The sequence below is a fragment of the Lutibacter sp. genome, from assembly GCF_013041805.1.
Taxonomy (GTDB): Bacteria; Bacteroidota; Bacteroidia; order Flavobacteriales; family Flavobacteriaceae; genus Lutibacter.
Window position 1 is genome coordinate 43522 of record NZ_JABDRI010000076.1, and the last position, 25975, is coordinate 69496.

Here is a 25975-nt window from a genome sequence, read left to right on the forward strand (position 1 = left end):
AACCTGCTATTTCTTAAATTTTTGTAACGCTTTTTTTGTGAACTCTGAAAGAACTAATTTTCCGCTAATTTCAGCACGTTCTTCTAATAATTGATTCCAACTATCAGTATGTTTCCATAAAATATTTTTCATTTCAAATAGTGCTTCCGGATTATATTTAGCGAGCTTATTAGCTAAAACTTCTACTTCAAAATCCATTTCTTTTATTGTTTCAAAAACTTTAGCATATAATCCTTTTTCTTTTGCCCAATAGGCATTTTGCCAACTTGTAGCATCTATTGTAAGTTCACTAAAAGCTGCTAATCCAATTTTTCTTGTTACAACTGGCTCTATTACAAACGGACCAATACCAATTGTAAATTCTGAAAGTTTAATTGAAGCTTTTTCTGTGGCAAAGCAATAATCACAAGCAGCGGCTAAACCAACCCCTCCTCCAACAGCTTTTCCTTGAATACGACCCACAGTTAATTTTGTGCAATTTCGCATGGCATTAATAACATTTGCAAAACCTAAAAAGAATTGCTTTCCCTCCTCAAAATTCGAAATTTCTACTAATTCATTAAATGAAGCCCCAGCACAAAATGTAGTATCTCCTTGACTTTTTAAAACTATGACATGAACGTCATTATTAGCACTCAATTCATTTAGTGATACCGTTAACCTATTCAGGAGCTCACTTGGAAGCGAATTGCTTGCTGGATGTACAAACTCAATAGTAGCGATATTATTTTGAATATGTGTATATAAACTTCCGTTGCTCATAATGCCAAAGTTACGTGTTTTTATGTAAATACTTACGCCTAAATTTCACTACTAAAATTCCTGATCTTAATAACATCCAAACGGTAAAGGCTATCCATATCGCATATAACTTTAAATTAAAATAATCTCCAATCAAAAGTGCGGGCAAAAATCCTAAAAAAGTAGCAACTAATAGTAAATTTCTTAATGTAACCGCTTCAGCTAATCCTTTAAAAATTCCATCATAAACAAAAGCAACTGCATTTATTGGTTGCATAACTAGTACGATCCAAAAAATACCATAAAAAGAATCTAACACTAATAAGTCCTTAGAAAAAAGTATTCCTATTGGGTAATAAAAAATAGCACAAAAAATAGCGAGAATTAATGAAATAACTATTGAATATCGGCTTAATTTAATACTTAGCGCCCACATTGTACTATAATCTTTTTCGCCTAATAGTTTTCCTGAAACTATATTTCCAACACTAGCGTAGCCATCAATAAAAAAAGCAAAAAATAACCAAATTTGAAAAGCAATTGTTTGAGCTGCAATATAATTATCTCCATATTTGGTTGCATAAGAGTTGGCTAAATACAACGCAACATTTAAAGCGATAGCTCTTATAATTAAATTAAAACTTATCGCTAATAAGTTTTTTATTTCTTTATTAAAAGGAAATGATAGTTTTAAACTGAATGGCGTTTTTTTCAAGATTAAAATAAGGGCAAAAATTGCCATTACACCTTGCGAAATTACACTTGCCCAAGCAGCTCCTTTTACATTCATTGGATTGATAAATCCTTCAATTCCATAAACTAGTATAAAATCTAAGCCTATATTTAAGACTGCGCCAACAATACTAATTACCATTGGCCAAAATGTATTTTGAAGCCCTCTAAAAACACCAAATGAAGAAAACACAAACAAGGTTAAAGGAAAACCTAAAGCGCGAATTTTAAAATAATCAACAGAATAGTTTAAAATAAGCCCCTCAGCATTATATAACTGAAATATTTGATTGGCAAAAATAATGGTTGCAACATATATTATACAACTTAACACTAAATTAATTGCTATAATTTGAGCAGGTAATGTGGCAATTTCATCTAATTTTTTCGCTCCTAAATACTTAGAAACTGTTGCTGAAATAGCCGAACGAGTTTGGGCTAATATCCACACCAAAGCCGATATAAATGAACCCGCAATACCAACTGCCGCTAACGCTTCGGTAGGATTTACTTGAATATTTCCTACAATGGCAGTATCTGTAATTGAAAGTAGTGGCTCTGCAATACCAGAAATTATTGCTGGTATCGCTAATTTATTAATTCCTTTAAACGTAATATTTGATTTTTTATACATTTAATACTTTTTCATAACAAAAAAATGGAAACTCACTTTGGTTAGGAAAATAAATAGACCCCAATTTTTTATACTTTCGTTTTTTGTAAAATTTCTGATTTCTTTTATTCTTGCTATACGTATCTAATCGAATCGATTTGTAGCTATTTTTACTTGCAAAATTTTCTGCAAAATCCATTAATTTTTGAGCATATCCTTTTCCTTGAAAATTTGGATGCACAGCTAAGCGGTGAATATATAGGTTTTTGTCATTTTTAGTAAGCCATTTAACTCCTGCATATTCCTTATCTTCAATTTCAGTTAAAACAATAATACCTACAATAGTGGCTTTATGAGTTAATTTCCATATTTGTTGTAATTCAATATCTTCTTGCAATACCTGCTTAGACGGATAACTATCATTCCATTGAAAAATAGCATTCTTAATCATATAATTTGCACAACTTTTTGTTATGGTATGTAACTCTTCTAAATCATCTAATAAAGCTTTTACAATCATACTTCTATTTATTTCTTAAGTATAAAATCAATACTTTTCATAACTACTTTTTTTAAATGAATAGGCATTGAAGAACTTTTGTGAGGTTGAGAACTTCCTAAAGGATGATTCATTTCTTTAATAAAAAAAAGTTCACTTTTTGGATTCCATGAATGTAAATTTTTGGCTTCAATTGGTAAAACAACTTCATCATTTTCTCCTTGGATGATTAAATGTGGAATTTTAATTTTATTTACAGCATTTTTAATAGTTAATCGAGTTTCGTTTTCTTTAAAGTTTTGAAAAAAGCTATATAAATGAGGCATCTTTTGGTTGGTTCTAGAATTTAAAATATAAGAAATACCTTGTTCTTTCCAAGCCGCTAACTGTTCACCTCTTGGAAATCTAGCTCCAAAATCTGAAACTCCAGCCCAAGAAATAAGCTTTGTTATTTTTTTGTTTTCTGAAGCTTTTATAGTTACAATTCCACCGCCGCGTGAATGCCCAATTAATGTAATGCGTTCTGGATTAATTTCATTTTTAAACATTGGATTATTAAGTACCCAATCAATAATATCATCCAAATCATCTAATTCTTTAATGAAGTTATTTTCACCAAATGCCTGTAAATCTGGAAAATCTATTGGGTTTTCAATGGTACCTCCATTATGGGAGAAATTAAACTTTACAAAAAAAAGTGATTTTTTAGCAAATACTTTTGCGGCTAAATTCCAAGCGCCCCAATCTTTATAACCTTTATATCCATGACAAAATATAACTAATGGTTTTTTAGTATTATTTTTTATAAAAAATACATCTGTTGCAATTGGTTTCGCATGTTGTGTACTGTTTACTGCAATGTTTTTTATGATTTTCATCTATTATATTTAGAATGGTAAATTAATATTTTCGATAAAAGGTTTTTCTGAGTCTAAAATTTCCTTGATCAAATTTTTAATTTCAATCATAAAATCTTGAATTCTCTCTTCTGAAATATCATTATCTATTCCTTTATATTTTTCAGAAAAATTCATTTTTAAAAACCCTGAATTTAAATTTTTAAATGAAATTACCCCACTTTGTAATGGTTCAATTACTTTATTTATGTTAGCCGTATATAGATATGAATACAACATAACTTGTATGGCTTTTGTATATTTATAATCGTCCTTCATCATAGCAAAGTTTGTAATTTTTAATTGATTCGCTTCAACTTTACCTGTTTTGTAATCTATAATTCTTGTAACACCGTCTAATTGATCAATTCTATCAACAATTCCGTGTATTTTTATAGGAAAATCAATCTCTTCAATTTTAAATTGACATTCCAATTTCTCTTCTAAAGCAATAATTTTTAATTTTTTATTTTGTTTTAACAGCGCTAATTCTTTTGATAGAAATCTATTGATATGGTTTTTACTTACCTCAAAAATTAGCTTGTTTTTACCCGTTTCAATATTACCTTTTAAATAGTGTTTTTCAAAATATTTAATAAGCAATGTATTGCTTCTTTTTTGCATTTTAACAATATTTTCTATCGTTAAAAATTTTCCAATAAAGGGTTTGAATAATTCTTCAAGTACATCATGAATTACTGATCCCATGGTATTCACAGCAATGGTTTCTTCAACATCATTATCTTCTCTAATATCAAGTACTTTTTGCTCGTAAAAACTAATAGGGTTATAAATATACGTTGCAAGAGCAGATGGTGATATGCCTTTTTTAAAGAGTTCTTTTAATTTTTCTAAAACTGCTGGAGTTTTTACTAATTCAAGTAACGGATTTTTATGGTGTTTAACTTTAGGGCTAATAAAAATGTGTTTAATTTCTGGGTTACTAATTTCAAGCTGCGTTAAAAATCTACTTTTTTCACCAGCACCGTAACCATCGTTTTCTGTATTATAAATTAAGTAAATGTTTTTTGCCCGTTGCGCTAATCGTTGAAAATGATAGGAGAAAATAGCATCTTTTTCTTGATAGGTCGGTAAACCGAAATATTTTTTAACGTCATAAGGAATGAATGAATGATCATTCTTTCCTGCTGGTAAAATTCCTTCGTTAACAGATGTAATAATTACCGTTTCAAAGTCTAACACTCTAGTTTCTAACATACCCATTAATTGCAGTCCTTGTAATGGCTCTCCCTGAAAAGATAGCTTTTCATTTTGTAGTATTTGGTTGAAAAATAAATGAAGTGTTTTTAAATCGGAAATATGCTTATAGTTAAAGTTTAAGGTCTCCAATTGCTGAAAAATAGTATAAAAACGAAATAAATATTCCTTTTCAATACCAACAGTAAATTCCTTTAACTCACTTATTAAATTGCAACATTGCTTAATAATGGCATTAATATTTGTTGAAAATTCAAACAGACAAAATAATATAGAAGCTTCTTCTTGTTCCTTCGAGATAATTAAATCTTTTAATGTTTCTAAATTGATAAAAACGCTATTTTCACTTTTTATTTTAGCGTCTATTTTTAAAAGAACTTCACCATATAACTTATTTAAAAAAGGATCATTTACAAGGTTTAAAACATCTTTATAATAAAATTGTTGGTCTGTTACTTTATTAAATTTTTGTTGGTTTAAATGCAATTTAAACAGTTTATTAAACAAACTTGCAATGGGAATATCTTTTAATGCATACCCCATAGTAATATTAATATTCTTTACGTTATTTGGTAATGAATTTAACGTAAGGTTTAATAAGTTTTCATCTGCCAAAACCAAAGCTACCTTATTAAAGTTATCTAAATTAGAAAGTAATTCTCCAGCATACTTTATTTGAGAAATATTTTTAGGTGCTCCAATAAAATTTATATTTTTTGAATCCAATATATTGCTGTCGCACCATAAAAAATCATTCTTTTTATAATAATCCCAATCATTTTTATATTTTCTTAAAAATACACCTGCTTCATTCGAAGTGTTTAAAATCTTTTCATTGACATCCCAATATACAGAAGCTATATTGCTGTTTAATAACTCTTGAAATATATGCTCTTCAGCTTTATTTAGTGCGTTAAACCCAACAAAAACAATATGCTTGTTACTATTACTTTTTATATACGCTTCTAAATTATCTTTAGCTTCTTTATAAATTAAACCTTGGTAACCAAATTTATTGCTTTTAAGTTTATTGTTTAACTCGTAGTATAATATATGTAGATACTCAAAAAATTGAAGGTAATTTAATGCTAACTCACTTGGTTTCTTATCTTGAAACCATTCTTCCAATCGTTTAACGTCTCTTAGATTTGTAAAAAAGTATTCAGCATTGACTAAATAACTATCTATTTCATTAAAATCATGCAAAGCAATTGTTGCCCATTGTGAAAAGGCATCAAATGATTCAATATTTTTATTAGGAAGGCATTTTTTGTAAACACTATAAAATTCAAAAAGTAATTGTGTGGTATCAATTAATTTAATTTCACTTATTTCTTGAATATAATTCTCAATACTTATAATTTTAGGCAAAAAAGATGCTTTAGGTAATTGTTTTAAAACCTCTTCTTTTAGAAAAACACAAGAACGTTGACTAGGTAATACAAATATTAAATTTTCATAATTCTTTTGCTTCCTAAAAATATCATCAACAACCTTTGCAATAAATGTATTCATTTAGCGATTTTTAGACTTGATAAAAATAAAAAAACCATTCGTAAACGAATGGTTTTTTTAGAATTAAAACTTTTTATTAAATCATCTAACTTGATTTAAAAATTTTAAAGTTTATTAGTTCATTAATTTTACTTCAACTCTTCTGTTTTGAGATCTACCAGATCTTGTATTGTTTGAAGCAATTGGCATGTTTGGACCAAATCCTTTAGCGGTTAAATTACTAGAAGAAACTCCTTTAGAAACTAAATAATCTTTTACTGCATTAGCTCTGCTTTCAGATAATTCTTGGTTTCTTGATTTACTTCCAGTACTATCAGTATGACCTGAAATACTAAATTTAGCTGTTGTAAATTTTGCCATTATTGAAGCTGCTTCATCTAATTTAGAAATTGTTTCTGACTTAAATGTATTTTTCCCTGAATCGAAATAAACAGTTTTGAATAACTCTTCTAATTTTGCAACTTCAGCTTTTGAAATCTCTGGACAACCACTGTTAGAAGCAGGTCCTGCTTCATTAACACAATTGTCATCTTTATCTAAAACTCCATCACCATCAGTATCTGGCCAAGGGCAACCTTTATTTGCAGATGGACCTGCTACTTGTGGGCAACCATCATTTTTATCTACAACACCATCGCCATCAGTATCAGGGCAACCTTTATTTGCTTTCGTTCCTTTAGCATTAGGGCAAGCATCGTCAGCATCTGTAATTCCATCTTCATCAGCATCAGGACAACCGTTTAAAGTTGCTAAACCAGCAACATTAGGACAATTATCTTTTGAATCAATAATTCCATCACTATCTGAGTCTGGACATCCGTTGTATTCAGCTAAACCAAATACTTCAGGACAAGCATCAAAATTATCATAAACACCATCACCGTCTGAATCAATTCCTCCAAACTTAACAACTAAACCTAAAGAGTGTTGAAAATGTTGTACAATGTTACTTTCGAAAGAATGCTTATATTTTGATTCTAGGTTTAAACCAACTTGTTCAGAAAACCAGTAATTAATACCTAAACCTGCGTTAAAAGTAGCAGTTCCAAAATCATCCAACCAAGTGTAACCTCCACCAACAGAAGCATAAGGATTAAAAGCTCCTGTATCTCCAAACGCATTGTTAAGGTCTAATCTTAAGGCTCCATCTAAAGCATAATACGTTAAATCACTTGCAGTATTATCTCCAACTTTAGTTATTTGATTGATAGATCCTCCTACTTCAAAACTAAAACCATCAACTAAATATTTGCTCACTGTAAGTTTACTTATATTTGGAAGAATATTATAATGATCTCCAACATTCACAAACTCGTCAAACCAAGCTCCATGACCTGCTAAACCAGCGTTAGTTGGATAAAAATCTACAGCATTTGTAGCAATTCCAATTGCCCAAGTATTGTTTTCATCTTGTGCATTTACATTGTTAAAACCTGCAATTAATAATAAAGCCATTAAGGCTACTTTTAAATGTTTCATTTTATAAAATTTAAATTTCTTTTTATTATTTTAAGCATTACTAGCTTAAACATTTCTGCAAAAATACAAAATTATCTTATATTTATTATATTTTATTCTTACCTCTTTTAATTATAGAATTAATAAAAAAAAAGCCAACTTAAAAAAGTTGGCTTTTTTTTATTATTATTAAATGAAATTATTTCATTTCTTTAATTTCAACCCTTCTGTTATTTAATCTCCCTGCATTTGTAGCGTTTGTATCAATAGGCTTTGATTCTCCATAACCTTTTGTTACTAATCTGCTTGCATCAACACCTTTACTAATTAAATATTCTTTTACTGCATTTGCTCTATTATTTGACAATGTCATATTTAGAGCTTCTGAACCAGTACTATCAGTATGACCATCAACTGCAAATCTAAACTGTAATGCATAATCTTGGTTTAAAAGAACAGCTACATTGTCTAAAATTTCTGTTACACCAGGTCTGAACGAGTATTTACCTGTGTCAAAATTAATTCCTTTAGCAGCTAAGTCAACTGTTTCTTGATCAAGGAAATTTTCTGGGCAACCTTCGTTTGAAGCAGGCCCTGGTACAGTAATACATTTATCTAAGATATCAATTACTCCATCCCCATCATTATCAATGTAAGGACAACCACTATTTGGCTCTGGTCCAAAAACATCTGGACATTTATCTTCTGCATCTGTAACACCATCACCGTCTTTATCTGGACAACCATTCAATTCCATTAGACCTGGAATTTCAGGACAAGCATCTTCTCTGTCTTCTACACCATCACCATCGGTATCAGGACAACCATTAAATTCAGCTAAACCAGCTACATCTCTACATTCATCACAACAATCTTCAACACCGTCATCGTCAGCATCAGTATCTGGACAACCATTCAACTCCGCTGGACCAGCATCTCTAGGACAAGCATCATCTCTATCTCTAATACCATCACCATCAGTATCAGAATTACCAAATCTAAACGCTAGACCAAGTGAATGTTGAAACATTTCAAAATCTATTGGAGTATTTACTTTTCTATATTCACTTCTAAGAGTTAGTCCTACATTGTTATTAAACCAAGTATTAAATCCTGCTCCCAATTTAAATCCTAATCCGTCTTCATTTGCTAAGAAATTTTGGCCTATACCTGTGTATAAAAATGGATCAAACCATTTTGTATCTCCAAATACCTTATTTAAATCATATCTTACATTCATATCTACTGCAAAAAATGTAGCTTCAGCACCTGTACCCCAAGGTCTATCAACTCTATTACCTGAAGCGGCTAGCTCTAAGCTAAAACCTTTTCCAAGATATCTTCCTAATGAAGCATATGGAAGAAATGTTCCTGTATCTCCATCTTTAATATCAATGTAATTTGCTCCAAAAGTTGTCATCCAAGGATTTCCTTCATCCTGTGCATTAACGTTACTATAGGATACAATTAGCAACAAAGCCAGTACGGCAATTTTTAAGTGTTTCATTTTCAAAAATTTAAATTTAATGTTCTTTATTTTTTTTTTAGTAAGCCGATTTATCTTAAGCTTAATGACAAAAATACAAAATAATATGAAATATTGTGTTTTTTTACTGATTTTCTATACGATATTCAATTTTTTTCCAACCTTTATAAATGCATTTATAGCTTTATCTAAATGTTCTTTGTCATGTGCAGCAGATAATTGAACTCTAATTCTAGCTTTTTCTTTTGGTACTACTGGAAAAAAGAACCCTATTACATAGATTCCTTCTTCTAAAAGCATATTTGCCATGTCTTGAGATAATTTTGCGTCGTAAAGCATCACAGGAACTATAGCTGAATTTCCTTTAACAATATCAAAACCAGCATTTATCATACCTTCTTTAAAATAGTTTGTATTCCATTCTAGCTTATCTCTTAAAGAAGTGTCATTAGAAATTAATTCAAACACTTTTAATGATGCCCCAACAATTGCTGGTGCTAAAGAATTTGAAAATAAATAAGGTCTTGACCTTTGTCTTAACAATTCAATAATTTCCTTTTTACCAGTTGTATAACCACCCATAGCGCCGCCTAGAGCTTTTCCAAGAGTTCCAGTTACAATATCAACTCTACCCATTACATTTTTTAACTCTAAAGTACCTCTTCCGGTTTTTCCAATAAAACCTGCCGCGTGACATTCATCTACCATAACAAGTGCGTCATATTTATCAGCTAAATCACAAATTTTATCTAAACTTGCTACAATACCATCCATTGAAAAAACACCATCAGTAACTATTATTTTAAACCGATGCTCTTTTTTATTGGCAGCAATAAGTTGATCTTCTAATGAAGTCATGTTATTGTTTTCATATCTATACCTTGCTGCTTTACATAAACGAACTCCATCAATAATTGAGGCGTGATTTAACGAATCTGAAATTATGGCGTCTTCATTTGAAAGAAGAGGTTCGAAAACACCTCCGTTTGCGTCAAATGCCGCTGCATATAAAATTGTATCTTCAGTTTGATAAAACTCTGCTATTTTATCTTCTAATTTTTTATGAATATCCTGAGTCCCACATATAAAACGAACGGATGACATTCCAAAACCGTGAGAGTCTAACGTATCTTTTGCAGCTTTAATTATTTCCTTATTATTTGAAAGTCCCAAATAATTATTAGCGCAAAAATTTATTACTTCTTCACCTGTACTAATTTTAATTACAGCATCTTGTGATGTAGTGATAATACGTTCTGATTTAAATAAACCAGCCTCTTTAATTTCCTTTATTTCTTGTTGTAAATGTTGTTGTATTTTGCCGTACATTGTTATTGTATTTTTTACAAAATTATAGTAATTAAATTTCTTCTACTAGTATTTTATTATTTATATATACCAATAATTTTTTTTCTATCACATAGCCCAAGTTCATTAATGTTCTAGCGTAATTCTCAACTTGTCTATGATATTTTTTATCTGACTTTCCTGTTTTATAATCAATAATTGTTATTTTATTTTCTTTTAAAACCAGTCTGTCAGGAATTAGAATATGTTTATCCGAAGTAACTATTTCTTGCTCAGTAAAAACTTGAATAGATTTTTCAAAATATTGCTCCAATTGGTGGTGATTTACAACTTCTAATAAAATAGTTGTAATTTCTTTTTTTTGAAGTTCATTTATTGTTCCCTCAAAAATATATTGATTTACAATAGTTGAAATATCTTCCTTACTAACAATTTTTGATAAAATCTCATGAATCAAATTACCATAAATAATAGATTTACCCTGCTCTGTATCCCAGAGTAATGATGAACTTGCAACAATTGAAATGTTGTGATTCTTCCACGAATTAGTAATAAAACTTTGTTGGTTACTTATGGTATTTTCGTCAACTAATCTAACGTAATTTGGTGTTTTATCACCAAATTCATATGTTGTATTTTCATCATTCCAAAGATTTAATTCCTTCAAATAATTAATAAATAAACCTGAAGTATGACTTAAATTTTCTTGATTGGTTTTAGAAATATTTTTTTCTGAAACAATATATAATTGCTCAACCGCCCTAGTAAGTGCTACATATAAAACATTGAAATTATCTAATTCCAACTCATCTCTTCGCACATTATATAATTGCTCACCTTGAGTTCCTGTATATTTCAATTTACTACCATAGTTCACTAATATAGATTTTATGGTGCTTGTTTGATTATAGTTATACCAAGCTTTTGGGTTTATTTGATTATAAATATATGTTGAATACGGATAAATTACTACTGGAAATTCCAAGCCTTTGGCCTTATGTATTGTCATGATTCTAACTGCATTTTTAGCTTCAGGTGCTACAATACTTAATTTATCTTTTTTCAGTTCCCAAAACTCTAAAAAAGTCGAAAGTGAAACTTCTTTCTTTTGCTGAAATTCAAAAATGACGTCTAAAAAAAATTGAATATTAGAATCTGATTCAGAAATTAGGTGAAAACTTCTAATCACATACTCTATACTTTCGTAAAACGGACATTGAATAAATTCATTATAATTAAAAAAGATATTTAAACTTTTCAATTCTTCAAAAAAGTTTAAGTTATCCAAATCAATAAATTTAATAAAAAATGAATGCCTTAGTTCTTGAATTTGTAATTTTTCATATAAAAAATATAGTACTTTTATTTTAAACTCCTTATTTAGTGGATTTTGCAAAACATTTAATAAGTTAATTATAAAATTAACCTTTGAACTATTACTTAAAAGTAATGTTTCTGAAGAAATAATTTCAATTCCGTTTTCAGACAAATATTTCGCAACTGCAACTCCCTGTTTTCTAGTTCTAACTAAAACACATACATCATTATTTTGAAATGCAGTATCTAAATTTTTAATAATATCTAACACTTTTTTGGGGTAAACTAACGCTCGTTCTTCATCATCCTTTTCCTTTTCCACAAAGGATAATTGCACAAAACCTCCTTGCTTACTTGTTGATTTTTGGTTATTACCCTCCAAAAATAACTTCTTAAAACTCTCATTGTTCAAAAATTTTGAAATATGTTTAAAAAACGAGTTATTGAAATCTATTATTTCTGAAAAACTACGGTAATTTGTTTCTAAGTTAGCTACGTTTTTTTCAATGTAAAAAGGGTTGTTTTTTTGTTCATTTTCTTTAGAAGAAAGTGAAATAAATTGTTCTGCCTTTCCTCCTCGCCAACGATAAATGGATTGTTTTGCATCACCAACTAGCAATAGTTTTCCTCGTTCTCCATATTCGTTCTCTGAAGTAACCACATTATCAATTAACGGAATCAAATTTTTCCATTGCAACTCTGAAGTATCTTGCATTTCGTCAATAAAATAATACCTGAATTTTTCACCAATACGCTCGTAAATAAAGGGTGCTGGTTCATTTTTAATAGTATCATTTATTTTTTGATTAAATTCTGCATTCAATAAAATATTATTTTCACTTTTAATATCATCTAATGAGCTATTTATAAAATTAAGAACCGCTAAAGGAATCAGACTTTCAATAATTAAACCATTTAATATATAATTTTTGTAAGTATCAATATATACTCTTTTTGATTTGTAATACAAATCTTTTAAATCGGTTGCAATACTTTCAATAATTCGTTTTGAGCTATTTGTACATTTGCCAGCAAATAAATTTTTATTTTCTTCGATAACTTTATTTAACCTACCCTCAAATTTTAAATCATCGACCTTTAATCGTTTAATTTTAGTAAGTTTTACAAAATGATTTGGAAGTTCACCTGAGTTTGCAAACTCAGTGATTTGAACCCCACTTTCCTTAATAATTTTTAAACCAATATTTCCAATTTCCAATAATTTAGTTTCAATTTCTTTATTTTCTTTTTGAAGTTTTGCTTTAAGCAATTTAAATTCTAACATTGATACATTGCTTAATTCTTTTAAATAGCTGGTATTATTTTCATTTAAAATAACTTTGGCAAAATCTTTTAATTCTCTTGAAATATCCCAAGCTTTATCATCATCAAGTCTTTGTATCGAATAACTCACCAATAAATCGGTTAATTCTCTATCCTCTCCAATTTTAGAAATAACAATGTCTACCGCTTCATTTAATAAACTTTCTGCATCCATTTCTACTTCAAAATTCATAGGAAGTTTCAAATCATATGCAAAAGTTCTAATTAATTTGTGTGTAAAGCTATCAATGGTAGTAATACTAAATGCCGAATAATTTTGTAAAATAGCATTCAAAATCAGTTTTGATCTATTAAAAACAGTTTCTTCAGTTAAATTTGACTCTACACAAATTAACGAAAGCATATCATTAGATTTTTCTTCTGAAAATAATTTCAAATTTTCAATAACACGACCTTTCATTTCGCCAGCTGCTTTATTAGTAAAAGTAACTGCTAAAATTTGTTGAAACTTATAACAATTAGAACTTGATAGAAGAATTTTTAAATATTCTTTTACCAATGTAAAGGTTTTTCCGCTACCCGCAGATGCATTATAAACTTGAAAAGATATTGTTGATTTTTGCATTCATAGAAATTAATAATGCAAGTTAGTAAATTATTAAAGTACTAAATAATTTTTATTATCTACCTCTCCATTTAAATTTTGAAGTGCTATTTAATTTAAAAACTACCCCAATACTATGCTGAAAGTAATCTGTTGCAGTGGATTGTGGATTGTGGTTATAATCTGATTGAATATTCACACCAACAACGCCAGAGAACCAAAAATTACATCCCCAGCCTGCCGCTATATTAAAATTACTTGTTTCACCTATTTTAGAATAACCTCCTCCAACTAAAACATATGGGTCAAACCAAGGATTATCACCTATCAATCTATTTAAATCGTATCTCAGTTTTGCATCCATTGCAAAAAATGAGTCATCTATTAAATCTTCTTTTGTGCTATATCCAAATCCTTTTTTTACTGTATTGCCAGAAGCTGAAACTAGAATACTTATATCGTTTTTTATATGTCTTCCAACAAAAACTCGAATAAAGCCTCCATTCATATTTAAATCTTCTATATCCCCATTAAAGTAGTCTTTTGTAAACCCAACAAAACCATCAGGTGTTCTAATATCTACTGCATTCACTCCAATTCCAACTACCCATTTATCATCTTCATCTTGAGAATAAACTGCATGATTTATTAAAAATAATAATACAAAAAGATATACTATTTTTCTATATACTCTAAAATTCATAGTTTTCTTGGGGGTTTTGTTATTAACAACCATAAACGTAAATTACGGATATAAATTTTGCTAAAGATAATAAAATACTGCTTCAATAATAAAAAATAGAAGAAATTCTAAATTCTATTTACATATTTTATTGCTTTCGTAAAATCTTCAAGGTTATTGTTATTTAATATTAAATGAATTGTTTCATCAGCTACTTTTTCAACATTATCTAGAGGAAAACCTAAGCCTACACATATTTTTGTTAAAACTTTTGCTTCGACTCCTGACACTTCTTCATCTGCATAAATCATTTTCCCCAAATCGTATAAACGTTCTATACGCTTATCGTACTCGTTTGGTGTGTGGATAGGATACTCTGATGGGTTTTCAACTATTTCATTATATTTTTCATCTAAAATATGAAAATGTTTAGCTAACCTTTTCAATAATGTCTCCTCTTCTTCTGTAATTATATTATCAGCCAAAGCCAACATCACAATACTTGAAAAATGTTCAATATTTCTATTTTGATCACCACTTAAATTATAGTCTGATAATGCCATTTATTAACTTTTTAAAGCAAATATAAAAAAATCATCAAAACAATTGATATTTAAAATGTTAGATTAATGATTTATTGGGTTTACTTTTTTTATGGCTGATTTAAAATCTTCAATATCAGGCTCTTTCAAAAAGAATTTTATTGCTTCTTTTACAATTTCTCTTGCGTTATCAAGAGGGAAACCTAAACCGACAGCAATTCTATCCATCATAGAGGTTTTATCTATAGTGGGGTTTCTATCTAAAAAAAGCATTTTTGTTAAGTCATATAAGCAAACTAAACGGTCATCATAACTTATTGGAGAAGTAGCTGGATAATTTGATGGGTTTTTTAAAATACGCTCAAATTCAACCGATGTAATATCAAGTCTAGCTGCCAATCGTTTTAATAATTTATGCTCTTTATCACTAATTTTATTGTCTAACAATGCTAATTTAACAATAGTAGCGAAATGGCCAATATTTCGTTCGTGCAATCCTGTTGGATATAAATCTGAAATAGACATAATTCATGTTTTTAAATTCTCTCTTATAAATTTAAGGATTTATGACTTAATATTTCTATTTTTTTGATAAAATGCTACCTTTGGCAAAATTTGCAACTTTTGAGCAAACAACATATTATTAAAACTTTCGAACAAATTGTTCAAAAGAAACAGTTAGTTCAACAATTATCAAAACAAAGTCACCATTTTCAACTTACGAATTTGGTTGGGTCTTCGTTGTCTTTTATTATTTCTGAAAGCTTTAAAAAAGCTGAAAAACCATTTCTTTTAATCTTTAATGATAAAGAAGAAGCTGCCTATTATTTGAACGATTTAGAGCAACTTTTAAATGAAAAAGATGTACTTTTTTATCCAGGATCCTACAGAAGGCCTTATCAAATTGAAGAAACTGACAATGCCAATGTTTTATTGCGTTCTGAAGTATTAAACCGTATTAATTCTCGAAAAAAACCAGCAATAATAGTAACCTACACCGAAGCGCTTTTTGAACAGGTTGTTACGAAGGCTGAATTAAACAGAAATACACTAAAAATAAGTTTAAATGATAATTTAAGTCTAGATTTTGTGAACGAAGTGTTATTCGAATACAATTTTAATAGAGTTGATTTTGTTACTGAACCTGGTGAATTTTCAGTTAGAGGTGGAATTATTGATGTATTTTCATTTTCACATGATGAGCCTTACAGAATAGAATTTTTTGGTGATGAAGTAGATAGCATTCGAACTTTTGATGTCGAAACTCAATTATCTACCGAAAAACTAACTAAAATTAGTGTAATGCCTAATGTTGAAAACAAAACATTAGATGAAAAACGAGAAAGTTTTTTAACATATATCTCATCCAAAACAATTGTTTTTTCTAAAAATGTTGAACTACTTACCCATAAATTAGATCAACTTTTTTTAAAAGCTGAAGAAGCGTTCACAAAACTGTCATCAGCCATAAATCATGGAAAACCAAATGAACTATTTTGCAATGGTGACTTTATAAAAAAACAATTAAAAGAGTTTACTTTTGGTGAGATTGTTAATGCACAACTTTCAGAATCTAATGAAAAAATGCTGAATCAAATTCAGCATGATGTTGTGTCATTCAACACAAAGCCTCAACCTTCATTTAATAAGCAGTTTGAATTGTTAATGGAGGATTTTCATAAAAATACTGAAAATGGGTTTAAAAATTATTTGTTCTGCGATTCGCAAAAACAAGCAGATCGTTTCCATGATATTTTTAAAGACATTGATGCTGAAATTGAATATAAAACAATTGTTTTTCCATTATATCAAGGTTTTATTGATATTGAAAATAAATTAGTTTGTTATACCGATCACCAAATTTTTGAACGTTACCATAAATTTAGATTAAAAAACGGGTACGCTAAAAAACAATCAATTACCTTAAAAGAACTTACTAATTTAGAAATAGGTGATTTTGTAACACATATAGATCACGGTATTGGGAAATTTGGAGGCTTACAAAAGATTGATGTTGAAGGTAAAAAACAAGAAGCTATTAAATTAATTTATGGCGATCGTGATATTTTATATATCAGCATTCATTCACTTCACAAAATTTCAAAATATACAGGGAAGGATGGAAAAGCTCCTAAACTTTATAAATTAGGTTCGGGTGCTTGGAAAAAATTAAAACAAAAAACCAAATCTCGCATTAAACATATTGCATTTAATTTAATTGAATTATATGCAAAACGAAAAATGCAAAAAGGTTTTCAATACAATGCTGATAGTTACTTACAACACGAATTAGAAGCTAGTTTTTTGTACGAAGACACACCAGATCAATCTGCATCTACACAAGATGTAAAAGCAGATATGGAAAAAGAACAACCAATGGATAGATTGGTTTGTGGAGATGTTGGTTTTGGAAAAACTGAAATTGCCATTAGAGCTGCATTTAAAGCAGTTGATAATGGAAAGCAAGTTGCTATTTTGGTACCAACCACAATTTTAGCTTTTCAACATTTTAAAACATTTAGCGAGCGTTTAAAAGATTTTCCTGTAACTGTAGATTACCTCAACAGATTTAGAACCGCCAAACAACGAAAAGGAGTTTTAGAAGGATTAGCAAATGGTTCTGTAGATATTGTTATTGGAACGCATCAACTCACAAATTCAAGTATTAAATATAAAGATTTAGGGTTGTTAATTGTGGATGAAGAGCAAAAATTTGGTGTCGCCGTTAAAGACAAATTAAAAACCATAAAAGAAACTATTGATACGTTAACACTTACCGCTACTCCAATTCCAAGAACATTACAATTTTCATTAATGGCTGCTCGTGATTTATCAATTATTAACACGCCTCCTCCAAATCGTGTACCAATTGAAAGTCATATCATTCGTTTTTCAGAAGAAACAATAAGAGATGCACTTCGGTATGAAATTCAACGAGGTGGACAAGTATTTTTTATTCATAACAGAATTGAAAATATTAAAGAAGTTGCCGGGATGCTTCAACGATTAGTTCCTGATGCAAAAATTGGGATTGGCCACGGACAAATGGAAGGTAAAAAACTAGAGCAATTAATGCTGTCTTTTATAAATAATGAATTTGATGTATTGGTGTCAACTACTATTGTAGAAAGTGGTTTAGATGTACCAAATGCCAATACTATTTTTATAAACAATGCGAATAATTTTGGATTGTCAGATTTACATCAAATGCGCGGTAGAGTTGGGCGTTCAAATAAAAAAGCGTTTAGTTATTTTATAACTCCACCATATCATATGATGACTGATGATGCCAGAAAACGAATTGAAGCCATTTCAATGTTTACTGAATTAGGAAGTGGAATTAATATTGCTATGAAAGATCTTGAAATTCGTGGTGCGGGTGATCTATTGGGTGGTGAGCAAAGTGGTTTTATTAATGATATTGGCTTTGAAACCTATCAGAAAATTTTAAATGAAACGATTGAAGAATTAAAAGAAAATGAATTTAAAGAATTGTATAAGACTGATTCAGATGAACCAAAAGAGTATGTAAAAGATATTCAAATTGATACTGATTTTGAAATTTTATTTCCTGATGACTATATCAATGTAATTTCTGAACGATTAAATTTGTATAATCAATTAAGCGACCTAAAAAATGAAGATGAATTACAAAAATTTGAGTTAGAGTTAATAGATCGTTTTGGAGAAATTCCTTTCCAAGTTGAAGATTTATTAAATAGTGTTCGCATTAAATGGGTTGCAAAAAGTTTAGGACTAGAGCGCTTGATTTTGAAAAAACAAAGAATGATTGGTTATTTCGTATCAAATCAGCAAAGTTCATTTTATCATACACCTACTTTTACAAGAGTTTTACAATTTGTTCAACAAAATGGAACCATTTGTGTTATGAAAGAAAAACAAACCAAAAGCGGGTTGCGTTTATTAGTAACTTTTATCAAAATTAATTCAGTTAAAAAAGCATTAGAAACGCTTCAAAAAATATAACACTTGAAAAATCAGCACCTAAAAAACATTTTAGAACTAAATATTGCTGTACTTTTAATAAGTACTTCGGGGATTTTAGGAAGATATATTTCAATGCCTCCTCCAATTACAATTTGGTTTAGATGTTTGCTTGCTGCCCTTTTTTTAGGACTATTTATTTGGCACAAAAAGATTGATTTAAAAGTAACAAACAAAAAAGATTGGAAAACAATTTTGCTTAGTGGTTTGTTTTTTGGAATTCATTGGATCACCTATTTTTATGCGTTGCAATTATCAAACGTTGCCATTGGAATGCTTTCGTTATTTACATATCCAGTAATTACTGCTCTTTTAGAACCTATTTTTTTTAAAACCAAATTAAATAATAAGCACGTATTTTTAGGCATCTTAGTATTAATTGGAATCTACTTTTTAACACCAGAATTTAACCTCAAAAACAACTATACACTCGGTGTGATTTTTGGTGTAATTTCATCTGTTTTTTATGCATTAAGAAATATTTTATTAAAAAAGAAAGTTGCAAATTATAATGGTTCTATGCTTATGTTTTACCAAATGCTAACGGTGACTTTAATTTTATGGCCAGCTTTTTTTATTTTTGATGTAAACCCCATTGCAAATGATATCCCAGCATTAGTTGTTTTAGCTTTAGTTACAACTTCAATTGGTCATACTCTTTTTGTAATGAGTTTTAAAAATTTCTCAATTAGCACAGCAAGTATCATGAGTAGTATTCAACCCATTTATGGTATCATTTTCGGATTTTTAGTTTTAAGTGAAATACCTGCGTCCAAAACTTTAATTGGTGGTTTTTTAATACTTTTAACAGTAATTTTTGAAAGTATTCAATCAAAAAAAATATAATATGGAGTTTTTTAGAATTATTGATAAACAAACCACTGAAGAATTTATTCAAGAGAAAATTAATCCGAAAGATTTAGAAAAGTTTACTGAGTCTATGTTTTTCCTTGAAAAAAGTAATAATAACTTTAAAGGAGCTACACTTTGGGGAGAATTTGAAATTAGTTTTGATAAAATTAATGGCGGAATACGTTTTACCTTATTAAATTGCCCTAATGCGCTATCTTGGACAATTACAACTGGCTTTCCTCCTGAAAGAACTAAAATTATAATTCACTGTACCATAAACAGAACGCAAAAACCAACTGAGTTTATTGAAGAAATTGATGAGTTTTTAGATGAATGGGTAGCTGGTATTGAAAGAAATTTTTAAACTGCTTCAAATAATTTTCCTGGTAATGGTTTTACAACACCTTTCATTTCCAAATTAAATAAAATAGTTGTGGTTTGGTGAATTGGCAACTTGCAATTCAAAGAAATTAAATCTAATAGTTCTTTTCCGTTTTCAAGTAGAAAATCATATACTAATTGTTCAATTTCTGATAGTTCAACAAATAGTTGTTTTTGAATTGGATTAGATTTTATTTCCTCTAATTCCCAATTTAAATTTTCGATTAAATCTTTGGCCGAGGTTAAAATTGCAGCTTGGTTTCGTTTAATTAACTCATTACAACCTTTGCTATAAACATCAGTACTTCTACCAGGAACTGCAAACACATCTCTACTATATGAATTTGCGATGTCAGCAGTAACCAATGAGCCTCCTTTTTCAGCTGATTCTATAATAATTGTTGCTTCAGAAATACCTGCAACTATTCTATTTCGTTTTAAAAAGTTTTCTCGTTGAAGTTCATCATTATGCCAAAAATCAGTAATAAATCCGCCATTTTTATTGACTTCAGAAACATATTTTTTGTGAGATTTTGGATATATTTCTTCAAACCCATGAGCCAAAACACCAATAGTTTGTAGGTCATTTTTTATAGCAGCTCTATGAGCACAAATATCAACACCATAGGCAAAACCACTTACAATAATTGGATTGTATAGCGCTAAATCTGAAATTAGTTTTTCGCAAAAATCACGTCCATAACTCGTTATTTTACGGGTTCCAACTATGCTTATTATTGGCTGCCTTTTTAAATTAATATTTCCTTCTTTAAAAAATAAAATAGGCGCATCTACACAGTGCTTTAATCTTTCTGGATAATTAGCATCTCTAAAATACACGGTTTCAATTGAATTCTCCTGAATGTATTTTAACTCAGTTTCTGCTGCTTTTAAGTTGGTAACATCAAATAAATTATTAAGTAAAAAAGAACCAATTCCATTTATTTTTTCAATGTTTTTTCTTTTTTCAGTAAGCACGTTTTTTGCACTTCCACAGTGAGCAATTAGCTTTTTAGCATTAATATCTCCAATACCTTTTGCGCGTTGTAACGCCAATACATAAAGTAATTCTTCTTCTAGCATGTTTTTAACAATTTGATTGTCAATATATAAAATTATTGTTAATAAAAATTACCAATAACTCGAATTTTAAGTATGCTTTTTTCTATATTTGTTTAGATGACATTAGCTAACTACATAAGTGAATTATTATACAGATACGAATGCGTAATTATACCTAGTTTTGGTGGTTTTGTAACAAATACAATTTCGGCAAAAGTAAATCATTACACTCATACTTTTTATGCACCTTCTAAACAGTTAACTTTTAATTCTAACTTGCATAATAATGACGGCTTGTTAGCAAATTACATAGCTACTTCTAAAAATATTTCATACGCTGAGGCTATTGAGTTTATGAATAAAGAAGTGTTTAAATGGAATAACTCTTTAAAAACAGGAGAACTTGAGTTAGAAAATATTGGTTCGTTTCATTTAAATAATGAGCAAAAACTAATTTTTGAGCCTTGCAATACGATCAACTACTTAACATCTTCATTTGGGTTAAGTTCTTATGTGTCGCCTGCTGTAAAAAGAATTTCATATAAAGAAAAAGTAGCTCAATTAGAAACTGTTGCTCCTATACTATCTTCAGACGAAAACAAACGAAAAACTCCTGTATTTATTAAATATGCCGCAGCTGCCGCAATATTTTTTGCTTTAGCTACTGTTACTTGGAAAGAATATCAAAAATACGAATACAATAATTTAGTTGCTAAAAGTGAACAACAGCAACAGCAAGTTGAAAAAACAATACAAGAAGCTACGTTTGTAATTAAAAATCCACTACCTACAATTACTTTAAATGTAACTAAAAAAACGCATAAATATCACATTATTGCTGGTGCTTTTAGAGAGCCTTTAAATGCTGAAAAAAAACTACAACAATTAATTCAAAAAGGTTTTAATGCTAAAATTTTAGGCCTTAACAAATGGAATTTGACACAAGTTGCCTACGAGAGTTTTAGTTCAAGAACTAATGCAATAAATACCTTAAATACCATAAAAAAAACGGACTCGGAAGATGCCTGGTTGTTAGTTAAAGAATACTAAAATCAATATTTTTTACACTTACTTTTTCATAAAATAAAAATACCTTTGTAAAAAATTGAACCGTATGATAAAAACACCTAAAGAATCATTAACTATACTTACAGATATTGTGTTACCTGGTGAAACTAATCCGTTAGGAAATTTATTTGGTGGAGAATTACTAGCAAGAATGGATAGAGCTTGCAGCATAGCTGCTCGTCGTCATTCAAGAAGAATTGTGGTTACCGCATCTGTAAATCATGTAGCCTTTAACAAAGCCGTTCCTGTAGGAAGCGTAGTAACTATTGAGGCTAAAGTATCACGCGCTTTTAAATCTTCTATGGAAATTTATGTAGATGTTTGGAGTGAAGACAGAGAATCTCAAGAACGGAGTAAAGTAAATGAAGGAATTTATACGTTTGTAGCGGTTGATAATACTGGAACTCCAGTAACTATTCCAAAAATTAAGCCTGAAACCGATTTAGAAAAAGAACGTTTTGAAGGTGCTCTAAGAAGAAAACAATTGAGTTTAATACTTTCTGGAAAAATGGACCCTCTAGAAGCTACAGAGTTAAAGGCGTTATTTTTAACTTAAAATTACATTTTATAAATCCAATTTCTTGGATTTTCAGTTTTTGTGTTATTTGAAAGTACAAATCCTAAAATTGTTTTATCCGTAATTTTATCAGTAAAAATAGTTCCTATAATTTGTTTAGTTTTTAACTTATCACCTTTGTTAACCGTAATATTTTCTAAATTTTTATATACAGTTATATAATTTCCATGCTGAATTAAAACAGCTTTTTTATTTCCTGTCATTACTTGAACTGCTAAAACAGTACCTTCAAAAACAGCTCTTGCTTTACTTCCTTTATTTGTAGTAATTCTAACTCCATTACTTTGAATTGTAGCTGTTTTAACAATTGGATGCGGCTGTTTTCCATAATAAGTAGAAACATATCCCTTTTCAACCGGCCAAGGCAATTTCCCTTTATTTAAAGTAAACTTTGATGCTAATTCTTTTGCCTCAGCAGTTAATGTAAACGTTGCTGTTTTATTTGAACTTCCGGTTGTTGTATTTTTTTTGTTAGAAGCAGCAATTGCATCTCTAATAGCTTTTTCTATTAACGCGTCTATCCTAGCTTCTTCTTTTTGAAATTGTTTAATTTGTTTTTTATATTTATTTTCCTTTTTCTTTACTTGACTCAATAAATTTTCTTGTTCATTTTTTTCTTTTTCTACAGCATTTTTTTCCTTTTGCTGTTCTAATAAAAGTGCCTGTTTTAACTCTTTTTTTAACTGTAAAGTATCTGTTAATATTTGTAGATTTTCAGTCCTTTTAAAAATTTCTTCTCCTTGTTTCTTTCTAAAAGATGTATACTGTTTCATATACTGAAACCTCTTGTATCCTTGATAAAAATTTTCTGAGGAAAGTAGAAACATTATTCTACTATTTTGAGATTTACTTTTGTAAGATTGAAAAATCATATCAGCATAATCCTTTTTTAATGCTTTTAAATCTCGCCGGTTTTGATTTATTTCAAGCTGATTTAAATAAATTTCGTTATCCAACTCATTTGCTTCATTTGAAATAGCAGTGATTAAATTTTCACGAATCTTAATTTTATCTTTTAAATCACTTAAATCACTTAATAAATTCTTTTCCTTTCTCTTTGTGTTCGAAAGTAATGCGTTTATATAAATTTGATCTTTCTGGTTTTGAACTCTGCGCGCTTCTAAAACTTGACGTTTTGTTTTTTGTGCAAAAATAGGTGCACTAATAAGTAGTGAAAAACTAAAAAGTAAGTACTTTAATTTAAACTGCATTATTTTAAACTAATTTCTTTATATCCTTTTGGTATTGAAAACGGAAACGTTAACTCTCTATTAAACTCAACTGAGCGATATTCTATATCAATAGTTGTTAAATTTTTATCATCTGAAGCTCTAATATAAATGTTTTTAGGGAATTGTTCTCCTTTAATTTTATTATAATTTGGATATGATACCGATAATAATTGTTGTTTTTCAGGATGTCGAATTTCTTGCTTATCTAATTTAAAATTCTCTGGATTCAGAAAAAACAAAATACCAAATAACTCATTATCTTTTTTAGGTGATAATTGATACGAATTTTTGTCAATAACTGAATTATATTTTCCTTTTTTTAAGTTTAAAACGGCTTGTCCTAATAAAATATTTTGAACTTTTTCATAATCTAATTCTGCCCCTAACCATTTACTTAATAATGAAAAATCTCCATCAAAATAAGTTCTTTGCAATTTTTCATAATAAACCACTCTATTAGGTGTAATTTTCACTTTCGCTAACGGAATTCCTAATTTAGTGGCACTCATCCAAATGGTTTTATCTTTTTCTAAACGTAATTTAATACTTACAGAAGCTGATGTTTTTTTATCTCTATATTTTGCATTTAACTTTGCATATATCGTTTGCTGATGAAAGTTATTATTGTAATGATTGCTAATTATTTTTTTAGTAGAAATATTATTAATTTTAGTTGAATTTACAAGGTCCTTATTAGACTTACAAGAAGTTACAATTAGTAAAATTACTATCAATATTTTTGTAAAATACTTCATTCAAATTTATTTCTTAGTTCTTGAGCTTTCTGTTTAAATTTTAAAGCTTCCTTCTGTTTCATTATTCCTTCATAGCTTATTGAAAGCTGCTCGTAAAAATCAGCTTCCATTGCAGGGTTATCTATAACAAAATCAATGCCAAGAGTTAAAACGTCAATTGCTTCATTATATTTCCCTAATTTATTTAAGGCTAACCCATTCATTTTATACAAGTATGGTTGTGCCGGGAACAATTCTAATCCATTTTTACTATCTAATTCTAAAGCCTCAAAAAGTTGCTTTTTCTCTTCAATAGTTAATATTGTTTGAAGTAATTTATAATCTTTATTTTTCTTGTACTTTTCTTTCAATATTTCAATATCCTCATTATCAGTTGCTAAAACTACTTTTAAGTTTGTTTTTTTTTCTATTTTATTTCTGTTTTCGAGATATGATTTTAAACTTTTTATTCTTTTACTTGCTAAAGCATTTTCTTCAATTTCAACAATTAAATGTTCTGCTTTTTTAAAGTCTTTATTCTGAATATACAGTAAGACTAGTTTATCTGAATTTTTTGGATTTATTTCAATTAATTTTTTTTGAATATCAATGGCTTCTTCAAGTTTTTGCTGTTCTTTTAAAATCTCAACTTTATGAGTCAATAAATAACTGTTATTTGGTTCTTTCTCCAAAGCTTTATTGACAAACAATTCAGCTTCAAAATAACTTTTCGTTAAAAAATAATTTTTAGAAAACTCAAACGATACACCAATATTTGTTGAGTCTATTTCATAACACTTTTCCAAAGACTCTATTGCTTTACTAAAGTTTTTTATAGCTTTTTGTTTTAATGCTTCAAAAAAATATTCTTGAAATTTTAACTCATTTTCTTCCTCAATATTTATAAGTTGAGCGCTAGAAAACGTGGAAATTAACATCATTCCAACTATAACTAGTATGCTCGTTTTGTTGCTTTTCATATGAGTGTGCAATATACAATTTATTAGCCTTACTAATAATGAAGAATTTATAACAAATTTCTTCAATCCTTTTTATATATTGAAATAATAATATCGCTTTTAAAACAAATTTTTAATTGAGTTTTCAATTTTAATTTTAAAAAACCTGAAAATTACTTCTCGGGTTTTTTTATGTAGCTTTGCCAAAAC

Annotated in this window: 21 protein-coding genes; 5 read left to right on the top strand and 16 right to left on the bottom strand. The window is 28.9% G+C overall.

Features of this window, described 5'->3' with window-relative positions; all coding sequences use genetic code 11:
* Positions 1 to 6 precede the first annotated feature (6 nt).
* The 12 genes from HKP59_RS09830 to HKP59_RS09885 form a co-directional block, all read right to left on the bottom strand.
* Entirely contained in the window at positions 7 to 762 is a 756-nt protein-coding gene (locus tag HKP59_RS09830; RefSeq protein WP_291806280.1) for an enoyl-CoA hydratase/isomerase family protein, read from the bottom strand.
* Between the two features lie 10 nt (positions 763 to 772).
* Positions 773 to 2107, bottom strand: coding sequence for an MATE family efflux transporter (locus tag HKP59_RS09835; RefSeq protein ID WP_291806283.1), 1335 nt, complete (start codon positions 2105 to 2107; stop codon positions 773 to 775).
* Positions 2100 to 2606 carry a GNAT family N-acetyltransferase gene (locus HKP59_RS09840; protein ID WP_291806284.1) on the bottom strand — a complete coding sequence of 169 codons (507 nt, stop codon included), beginning with the start codon at positions 2604 to 2606 and terminating at the stop codon, positions 2100 to 2102. The genes HKP59_RS09835 and HKP59_RS09840 overlap by 8 nt, the downstream gene beginning before the upstream one ends.
* A gap of 8 nt (positions 2607 to 2614) precedes the next feature.
* Complete coding sequence (locus HKP59_RS09845) at positions 2615 to 3463, bottom strand: alpha/beta fold hydrolase (RefSeq protein ID WP_291806286.1); 849 nt, start codon at positions 3461 to 3463, stop codon at positions 2615 to 2617.
* Positions 3464 to 3472: 9 nt separating this feature from the next.
* Positions 3473 to 6214 carry a PD-(D/E)XK nuclease family protein gene (locus tag HKP59_RS09850; protein WP_291806288.1) on the bottom strand — a complete coding sequence of 914 codons (2742 nt, stop codon included), beginning with the start codon at positions 6212 to 6214 and terminating at the stop codon, positions 3473 to 3475.
* Between the two features lie 114 nt (positions 6215 to 6328).
* Positions 6329 to 7693 carry an OmpA family protein gene (locus tag HKP59_RS09855; RefSeq protein WP_291806291.1) on the bottom strand — a complete coding sequence of 455 codons (1365 nt, stop codon included), beginning with the start codon at positions 7691 to 7693 and terminating at the stop codon, positions 6329 to 6331.
* 178 nt (positions 7694 to 7871) lie between these two features.
* Positions 7872 to 9179, bottom strand: a complete 1308-nt coding sequence (locus HKP59_RS09860) for an OmpA family protein (protein WP_291806294.1) — start codon at positions 9177 to 9179, stop codon at positions 7872 to 7874.
* 114 nt (positions 9180 to 9293) lie between these two features.
* Positions 9294 to 10487 (bottom strand): glycine C-acetyltransferase, encoded by a 1194-nt coding sequence (gene kbl, locus HKP59_RS09865; RefSeq protein WP_291806296.1) that lies wholly within the window; start codon positions 10485 to 10487, stop codon positions 9294 to 9296.
* A 31-nt stretch (positions 10488 to 10518) separates the two neighbouring features.
* Entirely contained in the window at positions 10519 to 13692 is a 3174-nt protein-coding gene (locus HKP59_RS09870; RefSeq protein ID WP_291806300.1) for an exodeoxyribonuclease V subunit beta, read from the bottom strand.
* A gap of 55 nt (positions 13693 to 13747) precedes the next feature.
* Complete coding sequence (locus tag HKP59_RS09875; RefSeq protein WP_291806304.1) at positions 13748 to 14374, bottom strand: outer membrane beta-barrel protein; 627 nt, start codon at positions 14372 to 14374, stop codon at positions 13748 to 13750.
* 107 nt (positions 14375 to 14481) lie between these two features.
* Positions 14482 to 14916, bottom strand: coding sequence for a TerB family tellurite resistance protein (locus HKP59_RS09880; RefSeq protein WP_291806309.1), 435 nt, complete (start codon positions 14914 to 14916; stop codon positions 14482 to 14484).
* A gap of 63 nt (positions 14917 to 14979) precedes the next feature.
* Entirely contained in the window at positions 14980 to 15420 is a 441-nt protein-coding gene (locus tag HKP59_RS09885; protein WP_291806312.1) for a TerB family tellurite resistance protein, read from the bottom strand.
* A 99-nt stretch (positions 15421 to 15519) separates the two neighbouring features.
* Here HKP59_RS09885 and mfd point away from each other — a divergent pair, with 99 nt between their 5' ends.
* The 3 genes from mfd to HKP59_RS09900 are packed head-to-tail and all read left to right on the top strand — an operon-like array spanning position 15520 to position 20116.
* Positions 15520 to 18882, top strand: a complete 3363-nt coding sequence (mfd, locus tag HKP59_RS09890; RefSeq protein ID WP_291806315.1) for a transcription-repair coupling factor — start codon at positions 15520 to 15522, stop codon at positions 18880 to 18882.
* A 3-nt stretch (positions 18883 to 18885) separates the two neighbouring features.
* A complete protein-coding gene (locus tag HKP59_RS09895; RefSeq protein WP_291806318.1) occupies positions 18886 to 19746 on the top strand; it encodes a DMT family transporter in 861 nt (286 codons plus the stop codon).
* 1 nt (position 19747) lies between these two features.
* Entirely contained in the window at positions 19748 to 20116 is a 369-nt protein-coding gene (locus HKP59_RS09900) for a hypothetical protein (protein WP_291806321.1), read from the top strand.
* Here HKP59_RS09900 and dprA read toward each other — a convergent pair.
* Complete coding sequence (dprA, locus tag HKP59_RS09905) at positions 20113 to 21216, bottom strand: DNA-processing protein DprA (RefSeq protein WP_291806324.1); 1104 nt, start codon at positions 21214 to 21216, stop codon at positions 20113 to 20115. The two genes, HKP59_RS09900 and dprA, sit on opposite strands and share 4 nt — an antisense overlap.
* A 96-nt stretch (positions 21217 to 21312) precedes the next feature.
* On the opposite strand from dprA, the gene HKP59_RS09910 reads away from it, so the two are divergent.
* Complete coding sequence (locus tag HKP59_RS09910) at positions 21313 to 22245, top strand: SPOR domain-containing protein (protein WP_291806327.1); 933 nt, start codon at positions 21313 to 21315, stop codon at positions 22243 to 22245.
* A 64-nt stretch (positions 22246 to 22309) separates the two neighbouring features.
* Positions 22310 to 22819: an acyl-CoA thioesterase gene (locus tag HKP59_RS09915; protein WP_291806330.1), complete on the top strand. Its 510-nt coding sequence runs from the start codon at positions 22310 to 22312 to the stop codon at positions 22817 to 22819.
* Positions 22820 to 22821: 2 nt separating this feature from the next.
* Here HKP59_RS09915 and HKP59_RS09920 read toward each other — a convergent pair whose 3' ends face one another.
* From HKP59_RS09920 to HKP59_RS09930, 3 genes are read right to left on the bottom strand one after another with little or no spacing between them, the layout of a single operon-like run.
* Positions 22822 to 24051 carry a peptidoglycan DD-metalloendopeptidase family protein gene (locus HKP59_RS09920; protein WP_291806333.1) on the bottom strand — a complete coding sequence of 410 codons (1230 nt, stop codon included), beginning with the start codon at positions 24049 to 24051 and terminating at the stop codon, positions 22822 to 22824.
* Complete coding sequence (locus tag HKP59_RS09925) at positions 24051 to 24827, bottom strand: DUF4292 domain-containing protein (RefSeq protein ID WP_291806336.1); 777 nt, start codon at positions 24825 to 24827, stop codon at positions 24051 to 24053. Before HKP59_RS09925 ends, HKP59_RS09920 begins: the two co-directional genes overlap by 1 nt.
* On the bottom strand, positions 24824 to 25786 hold the full coding sequence (locus HKP59_RS09930) for a hypothetical protein (protein WP_291806338.1): 963 nt from the start codon (positions 25784 to 25786) through the stop codon (positions 24824 to 24826). The genes HKP59_RS09925 and HKP59_RS09930 overlap by 4 nt, the downstream gene beginning before the upstream one ends.
* Positions 25787 to 25975 lie beyond the last annotated feature (189 nt).

Coding starts and splice junctions, on each gene's coding strand:
- HKP59_RS09830 (WP_291806280.1), bottom strand. CDS start 762: ATGAGCAACGGAAGTTTATATACACATATTCAAAATAATATCGCTACT.
- HKP59_RS09835 (WP_291806283.1), bottom strand. CDS start 2,107: ATGTATAAAAAATCAAATATTACGTTTAAAGGAATTAATAAATTAGCG.
- HKP59_RS09840 (WP_291806284.1), bottom strand. CDS start 2,606: ATGATTGTAAAAGCTTTATTAGATGATTTAGAAGAGTTACATACCATA.
- HKP59_RS09845 (WP_291806286.1), bottom strand. CDS start 3,463: ATGAAAATCATAAAAAACATTGCAGTAAACAGTACACAACATGCGAAA.
- HKP59_RS09850 (WP_291806288.1), bottom strand. CDS start 6,214: ATGAATACATTTATTGCAAAGGTTGTTGATGATATTTTTAGGAAGCAA.
- HKP59_RS09855 (WP_291806291.1), bottom strand. CDS start 7,693: ATGAAACATTTAAAAGTAGCCTTAATGGCTTTATTATTAATTGCAGGT.
- HKP59_RS09860 (WP_291806294.1), bottom strand. CDS start 9,179: ATGAAACACTTAAAAATTGCCGTACTGGCTTTGTTGCTAATTGTATCC.
- kbl (WP_291806296.1), bottom strand. CDS start 10,487: ATGTACGGCAAAATACAACAACATTTACAACAAGAAATAAAGGAAATT.
- HKP59_RS09870 (WP_291806300.1), bottom strand. CDS start 13,692: ATGCAAAAATCAACAATATCTTTTCAAGTTTATAATGCATCTGCGGGT.
- HKP59_RS09875 (WP_291806304.1), bottom strand. CDS start 14,374: ATGAATTTTAGAGTATATAGAAAAATAGTATATCTTTTTGTATTATTA.
- HKP59_RS09880 (WP_291806309.1), bottom strand. CDS start 14,916: ATGGCATTATCAGACTATAATTTAAGTGGTGATCAAAATAGAAATATT.
- HKP59_RS09885 (WP_291806312.1), bottom strand. CDS start 15,420: ATGTCTATTTCAGATTTATATCCAACAGGATTGCACGAACGAAATATT.
- HKP59_RS09900 (WP_291806321.1), top strand. CDS start 19,748: ATGGAGTTTTTTAGAATTATTGATAAACAAACCACTGAAGAATTTATT.
- dprA (WP_291806324.1), bottom strand. CDS start 21,216: ATGCTAGAAGAAGAATTACTTTATGTATTGGCGTTACAACGCGCAAAA.
- HKP59_RS09910 (WP_291806327.1), top strand. CDS start 21,313: ATGACATTAGCTAACTACATAAGTGAATTATTATACAGATACGAATGC.
- HKP59_RS09915 (WP_291806330.1), top strand. CDS start 22,310: ATGATAAAAACACCTAAAGAATCATTAACTATACTTACAGATATTGTG.
- HKP59_RS09920 (WP_291806333.1), bottom strand. CDS start 24,051: ATGCAGTTTAAATTAAAGTACTTACTTTTTAGTTTTTCACTACTTATT.
- HKP59_RS09925 (WP_291806336.1), bottom strand. CDS start 24,827: ATGAAGTATTTTACAAAAATATTGATAGTAATTTTACTAATTGTAACT.
- HKP59_RS09930 (WP_291806338.1), bottom strand. CDS start 25,786: ATGAAAAGCAACAAAACGAGCATACTAGTTATAGTTGGAATGATGTTA.